The sequence below is a fragment of the Pseudomonas sp. SDO5522_S412 genome (assembly GCF_054071215.1).
The window spans coordinates 1-6,008 of the sequence record NZ_JBSVWQ010000297.1 but is presented as its reverse complement, the minus strand read 5'-3'; the positions used below and the strand labels follow the sequence as shown (position 1 = coordinate 6,008).

Sequence of the window (6,008 nt, the reverse complement as noted above, 5' to 3'; positions counted from 1 at the left end):
TTTGGTTCGAAAAGGGGGGGGATAGTCAAACGGCTCGGGCGCCTGTTACACCGTATTCGCGAGCAAGCCCGCTCCCACACTTGGTTCTGCGCCGGGTCTCAGGTTTTGGGTTTGGCGTGAGCGGCCAGCCGCTCCAGCGCAGCGCGTAAGTTCGGATCGGTAATCCCGTCTGCCGTGGCCTGAATGGTTTCGGCGGCGATTTCCGACAAATCCATCGTGTGCCCCACCGCACCTTGCGGCACGGTCGGCGGTTGCACCTTGAACTGGATGCGCGTCAGGCTGGCGAATTCGTCGAAGGCCATCAATTGGCGCTGCAAACGTTTCTGCTGGTAGCGCAGGCGCGTCGCCCAATGGCCGTCGGTGACGATCAGCAGCAGATTGCCCTCGCGCCACGAGGCCACATGGCAGTGTTCGCGGGCGGCGGGCTGCAGTTGGCTTTCTACCAGGCGTTGCAGATGACCAAGGCGTTGCGCATGGCCGAAGATGGCTTTTAAAGGCTTGGCTTCGCGAAGCAACACGGCGGGAGCTCGGGCCGTAAGAGGGCGAAATGCCATGACTAGACACCTTAAGTAACAGAGAGGCCATGGTAGCAGAAAGCGTCTGCGACACCGCCGCCATTGCATTACCGGCAGTTTATCCATTAAATCAACGAGTAACTTATTACCCGAATGGGTTGAAGTTCAGCAAAAAGCCCTTATTTTAAACAAGCCCTCCAAGAGCGCCGTGCCAGCATCGTGGAATAACGCCACTTTCCTCACCCACGTTTCCGGGTAGAATGCTCGTTCGCATGCGGCCGTGAGGGCTGCTCGGGCGACTCACGGGGCGCCCTCCATCCCTATGTGTGGAAGAACCTGCCGATATGTTTGCGCCTTTGTTAAAGAAACTTTTTGGAAGCAAGAATGAGCGCGAAGTCAAACGCATGCTCAAGACGGTGCAGCTGGTCAATGCCTTCGAAGAGCAGATGGTTGCCCTTTCGGACGAGCAATTGCGCGCCAAGACCGAAGAGTTCAAGGCCCGCATAGCCAAAGGTGAAACCCTCGACAAGCTGCTTCCCGAAGCCTTTGCGGTCGCCCGTGAAGCCGGTAAGCGTGTCATGGGCATGCGCCACTTCGACGTCCAGTTGATCGGCGGCATGACCTTGCATGAAGGCATGATTGCCGAAATGCGTACCGGTGAAGGCAAGACCCTGGTAGCTACCCTGGGCGTTTACCTCAACGCATTGTCCGGCAAGGGCGTGCACGTTGTGACGGTGAACGACTACCTCGCCCGCCGGGATGCCAACTGGATGCGTCCGCTGTACGAATTCCTCGGCCTGACGGTCGGCGTTGTCACGCCGTTCCAGCCGCCGGAAGAGAAGCGCGCCGCCTACGCTGCCGACATCACCTACGGTACCAACAACGAATTCGGTTTCGACTACCTGCGCGACAACATGGCGTTCAGCATGGAAGAAAAATTCCAGCGCGAACTCAATTTTGCCGTGATCGACGAAGTCGACTCCATCCTGATCGACGAAGCCCGTACCCCGCTGATCATCTCCGGTCAAGCCGAGGACAGCTCGCGCCTGTACACCGAGATCAACAAGCTGATCCCGCGCCTTGAGCAACACATCGAGGAAGTGGAAGGCGTGGTGACCAAAGAAGGTCACTTCACCATCGACGAGAAGACCCGCCAGGTCGAACTCAACGAAGCCGGTCACCAGTTCGTCGAAGACATGCTGACCCAGATCGGCCTGTTGGCCGAAGGCGAGAGCCTGTACTCGGCGCACAACCTGGGCCTGTTGACCCACGTATATGCCGGTCTGCGCGCCCACAAGCTGTTCCATCGCAACGTTGAATACATCGTGCAGGACGGCCAGGTCGTACTGGTCGACGAACACACCGGTCGTACCATGCCGGGTCGCCGTTTGTCGGAAGGCCTGCACCAGGCGATCGAAGCCAAGGAAGTCCTGAACATCCAGGCTGAAAGCCAGACCCTGGCCTCGACCACCTTCCAGAACTACTTCCGTCTGTACAACAAGCTGTCCGGCATGACCGGTACAGCCGACACCGAAGCGTTCGAATTCCACCAGATCTACGGTCTGTCGGTGATGGTTATCCCGCCGAACAAGCCGCTGGCGCGTAAAGACTTCAACGACCTGGTGTTCCTGACCGCCGACGAGAAATACGCTGCAATCGTCGCCGACATCAAGGAATGCATGGCCCAGGGCCGTCCAGTGCTGGTGGGTACTGCCACCATCGAAACTTCCGAGCACATGTCCAGCTTGCTGGCCAAGGAAGGCATCGAGCACAAGGTCCTCAACGCCAAGTTCCACGAAAAAGAAGCCGAGATCATTGCCCAGGCCGGTCGCCCGGGCGCACTGACCATCGCCACCAACATGGCCGGTCGTGGTACCGACATCCTGTTGGGCGGTAACTGGGAAGTGGAAGTTGCGTCCCTGGACAACCCGACCCCTGAGCAGATCGCGCAGATCAAGGCCGACTGGCAGAAGCGCCACCAGCAAGTGCTGGAGTCCGGCGGCTTGCAGGTGATCGCGTCCGAGCGTCACGAATCGCGCCGTATCGACAACCAACTGCGTGGTCGTGCCGGTCGTCAGGGTGACGCCGGTTCCAGCCGTTTCTACCTGTCCCTGGAAGACAGCCTGATGCGCATCTTCGCCTCGGATCGGGTGAAGAACTTCATGAAAGCCCTGGGCATGCAGTCCGGTGAGGCGATTGAACACCGCATGGTGACAAACGCCATCGAGAAGGCCCAGCGCAAGGTAGAAGGCCGTAACTTCGACATTCGTAAGCAACTGCTCGAGTTCGATGACGTCAACAACGAACAGCGTAAAGTGATTTATCACATGCGTAACAGTTTGTTGGCTGCCACCAACATCGGCGAGACCATTGCCGATTTCCGCCAGGACGTGCTCAACGCCACCGTCAGCGCCCATATCCCGCCACAGTCCCTGCCTGAGCAGTGGGATGTTGCCGGCCTGGAAGCTGCGTTGAAGAGCGACTTCGGTGTCGACTTGCCGGTCCAGCAATGGCTCGACGAAGACGACCACCTGTACGAAGAAACCCTGCGCGAGAAGCTCATGACCGAGCTGCTGGCCGCTTACAACGAGAAAGAAGAGCAGGCGAGTGCCGAAGCACTGCGCACCTTCGAGAAGCAAATCGTACTGCGCGTGCTGGACGACCTGTGGAAAGACCACCTGTCGACCATGGACCACCTGCGTCACGGCATCCACTTGCGCGGCTACGCCCAGAAGAACCCGAAGCAGGAGTACAAGCGCGAGTCGTTCACGCTGTTCTCCGAACTGCTGGATTCGATCAAGCGCGATTCGATTCGTGTGCTGTCCCACGTTCAGGTGCGTCGCGAAGACCCGATCGAGGAAGAAGCCCGCCTGCGTCAGGAAGCCGAGGCACTGGCTGCGCGTATGCAGTTCCAGCACGACGAAGCGCCTGGTCTTGAGGCTCCGGAAGTATTGGGCGAAGAGGTCGATGTGGCCCTGGCCCAGGCCCCGGTGCGCAACGAACAGAAGCTGGGCCGCAACGAACTGTGCTGGTGCGGTTCGGGCAAGAAGTTCAAACACTGCCACGGCGAAATCAACTAAGATTTTCGCCTGACGCTGCAACACCCCCGCGCCGCGACCGGCATCAGCCGTCGCGGCGTTTTGCCATTTCGTCACCGTCGATAGCGACGGGGTACACACCCAATATTTTTAGGAGCGCATTCATGGCTGTTGGTCTTGGTCCTTTGCCCACGTTGCACCCGGTTGCCGGTTTTGAACTCGGTATCGCTTCGGCGGGCATCAAGCGCCCGGGGCGCAAGGATGTGGTGGTGATGCGCTGTGCCGAAGGCTCGACCGTCGCGGGTGTGTTCACCCTGAACGCGTTTTGCGCCGCGCCCGTGATTCTGGCCAAGCAGCGTGTCGAAGGCCCGGTGCGTTACCTGTTGACCAACACCGGCAATGCCAACGCCGGGACCGGCGAGCCTGGCCTGGCCGCCGCTGCCCGCACCTGCGCCAAGCTGGCGGAGCTGACCGGCGTGGAGGCCAGCCAGGTGCTGCCGTACTCCACCGGCGTGATCGGTGAGCCGCTGCCGGTAGAGAAAATCGAAGGCGCGCTGCAAGCAGCGCTGGATGACCTGTCGGTGGATAACTGGGCGGCTGCGGCTACCGGGATCATGACCACCGACACCCTGCCAAAAGGCGCCAGCCGTCAGTTTGTGCACGAAGGCGTGACCGTTACCGTCACGGGCATCAGCAAAGGCGCCGGCATGATTCGCCCGAACATGGCGACCATGCTGGGCTATATCGCCACCGACGCCAAAGTCTCCCGTGACGTGCTGCAAAACCTGATGCTCGACGGCGCCAACAAGTCCTTCAACCGCATCACCATCGACGGCGACACCTCGACCAACGATTGCTGCATGTTGATCGCCACCGGCCAGGCTGACCTGCCGGAAATCACCTCGTCCAACGGCGCGTATTTCGCCGCGTTGAAGCAGGCGGTGTTCGAAGTGTGCATGGACGTGGCCCAGGCCATCGTGCGCGACGGCGAAGGCGCCACCAAGTTTGTGACGGTTGAAGTCAACGGCGGCGGTAACCACCAGGAATGCCTGGATGTCGGTTACACCGTGGCTCACTCGCCGCTGATCAAGACCGCGCTGTTTGCCTCCGACCCGAACTGGGGCCGTATCCTGGCCGCTGTGGGCCGTGCCGGCGTGCCGAACCTGGACGTGAGCAAGATCGACGTGTTCCTCGGCGAAGTGTGCATCGCCAGCCGTGGCGCCCGGGCCGAGACGTACACCGAAGCCCAGGGTTCGGCGGTGATGCAGCAGGAAGAAATCACCATCCGTATCGAATTGGGTCGCGGTGAGTGCAGCGAAACCATCTGGACCACCGACCTGTCCCACGAGTACGTGAAGATCAACGCGGAATACCGCACCTGATACCAGGTAGGTCTTCAAACCGATTCAGAGGAAATAGTGCGGTGAAACGAGTTCATGTAGCAGCAGCGGTCATCCGGGGTGTCGACGGCAGGATTCTGCTGGCGCGCCGCGCCGATACCCAGCATCAGGGCGGCCTCTGGGAGTTTCCCGGTGGCAAGGTGGAGGCCGATGAGTCGGTCGCTACCGCGCTGTCCCGTGAATTGCAGGAGGAGCTGGGCATCCAGGTCACGGCGGCTCGCCCGTTGATCAAGGTGCAGCATGATTACCCGGACAAACAGGTGTTGCTGGATGTCTGGGAAGTCTCGGCCTTTACCGGCGAGCCCCACGGTGCCGAAGGCCAACCCCTTGAGTGGGTGGCCCAGCGGGACCTGCCGAACTATGAGTTTCCGGCAGCCAATGCGCCGATCGTTGCGGCGGCGCGTTTACCGGCTGACTACTTGATCACTCCGGGCGAGCTGGAGACACCCGTCCTGCTGCGCGGTATTCAAAAAGCCATCGCTGGTGGCATCAAGCTGGTTCAGCTGCGTGCCCCCAACGGTTACGACCCCAAGTACCGTGACCTGGCGGTGGATGCCGTGGGCCTGTGTGCGGGCAAGGCGCAACTGATGCTCAAGGGGCCGTTTGAATGGCTGGGGGATTTTCCCGCGGCCGGCTGGCATATGACCTCGGCGCAACTGCGCAAGTACGCCAGCAAGGGACGTCCTTTGCCGAAGGATCGCTGGTTGGCGGCGTCTTGCCACAATGCTGAGGAATTAGCCTTGGCGGAGTTGATGGACGTGGATTTCGTCACCTTGTCGCCGGTGCAGCCGACCCAGACTCATCCTGATGCCGAGCCGTTGGGCTGGGAGCAGGCACAGCAGTTGATCAGTGGGTTCAGCAAACCGGTGTTCTTGCTCGGTGGGGTGGGTCCTGCTGAGCGGGAAAAGGCCTGGGAGGCTGGTGCTCAAGGTGTGGCGGGGATTCGGGCGTTCTGGCCTGAGGTTTAGGCATAACCCTGGCGAGTGGCCAGGGGAGCTGTTGTGGCGAGGGAGCTTGCTCCCGCTGGAGTGCGCAGCGCTCCCGCTTTTTTGGGG

The 6,008-nt window shown here is 60.6% G+C and carries 4 protein-coding genes; 3 read left to right on the top strand and 1 reads right to left on the bottom strand.

The genetic code is table 11. The annotated features are described in order from the left end of the window. Positions 1-98: 98 nt before the first annotated feature. Positions 99-554, bottom strand: coding sequence for a DUF721 domain-containing protein (locus ACW9I6_RS29980; protein WP_008432358.1), 456 nt, complete (start codon positions 552-554; stop codon positions 99-101). Positions 555-859: 305 nt separating this feature from the next. Between ACW9I6_RS29980 and secA the strand changes: the two genes are divergently transcribed. The 3 genes from secA to ACW9I6_RS29965 all read left to right on the top strand — a co-directional run bounded on the left by secA (position 860) and on the right by ACW9I6_RS29965 (position 5,921). Beyond that, the gene (gene secA, locus ACW9I6_RS29975) at positions 860-3,595 is read left to right on the top strand and encodes a preprotein translocase subunit SecA (protein ID WP_087693541.1); all 2,736 of its coding nucleotides are present in this window, start codon (positions 860-862) and stop codon (positions 3,593-3,595) included. 122 nt (positions 3,596-3,717) lie between these two features. Then, positions 3,718-4,935: a bifunctional glutamate N-acetyltransferase/amino-acid acetyltransferase ArgJ gene (gene argJ, locus ACW9I6_RS29970; protein WP_008432361.1), complete on the top strand. Its 1,218-nt coding sequence runs from the start codon at positions 3,718-3,720 to the stop codon at positions 4,933-4,935. Positions 4,936-4,976: 41 nt separating this feature from the next. Then, positions 4,977-5,921: a Nudix family hydrolase gene (locus ACW9I6_RS29965; RefSeq protein ID WP_102369787.1), complete on the top strand. Its 945-nt coding sequence runs from the start codon at positions 4,977-4,979 to the stop codon at positions 5,919-5,921. The last annotated feature ends 87 nt before the right edge of the window (positions 5,922-6,008 follow it).

What these genes read in the sequence shown, in the direction of transcription:
- ACW9I6_RS29980 (WP_008432358.1), bottom strand. Translation starts at nt 554, where the DNA reads ATGGCATTTCGCCCTCTTACGGCCCGAGCTCCCGCCGTGTTGCTTCGC.
- secA (WP_087693541.1), top strand. Translation starts at nt 860, where the DNA reads ATGTTTGCGCCTTTGTTAAAGAAACTTTTTGGAAGCAAGAATGAGCGC.
- argJ (WP_008432361.1), top strand. Translation starts at nt 3,718, where the DNA reads ATGGCTGTTGGTCTTGGTCCTTTGCCCACGTTGCACCCGGTTGCCGGT.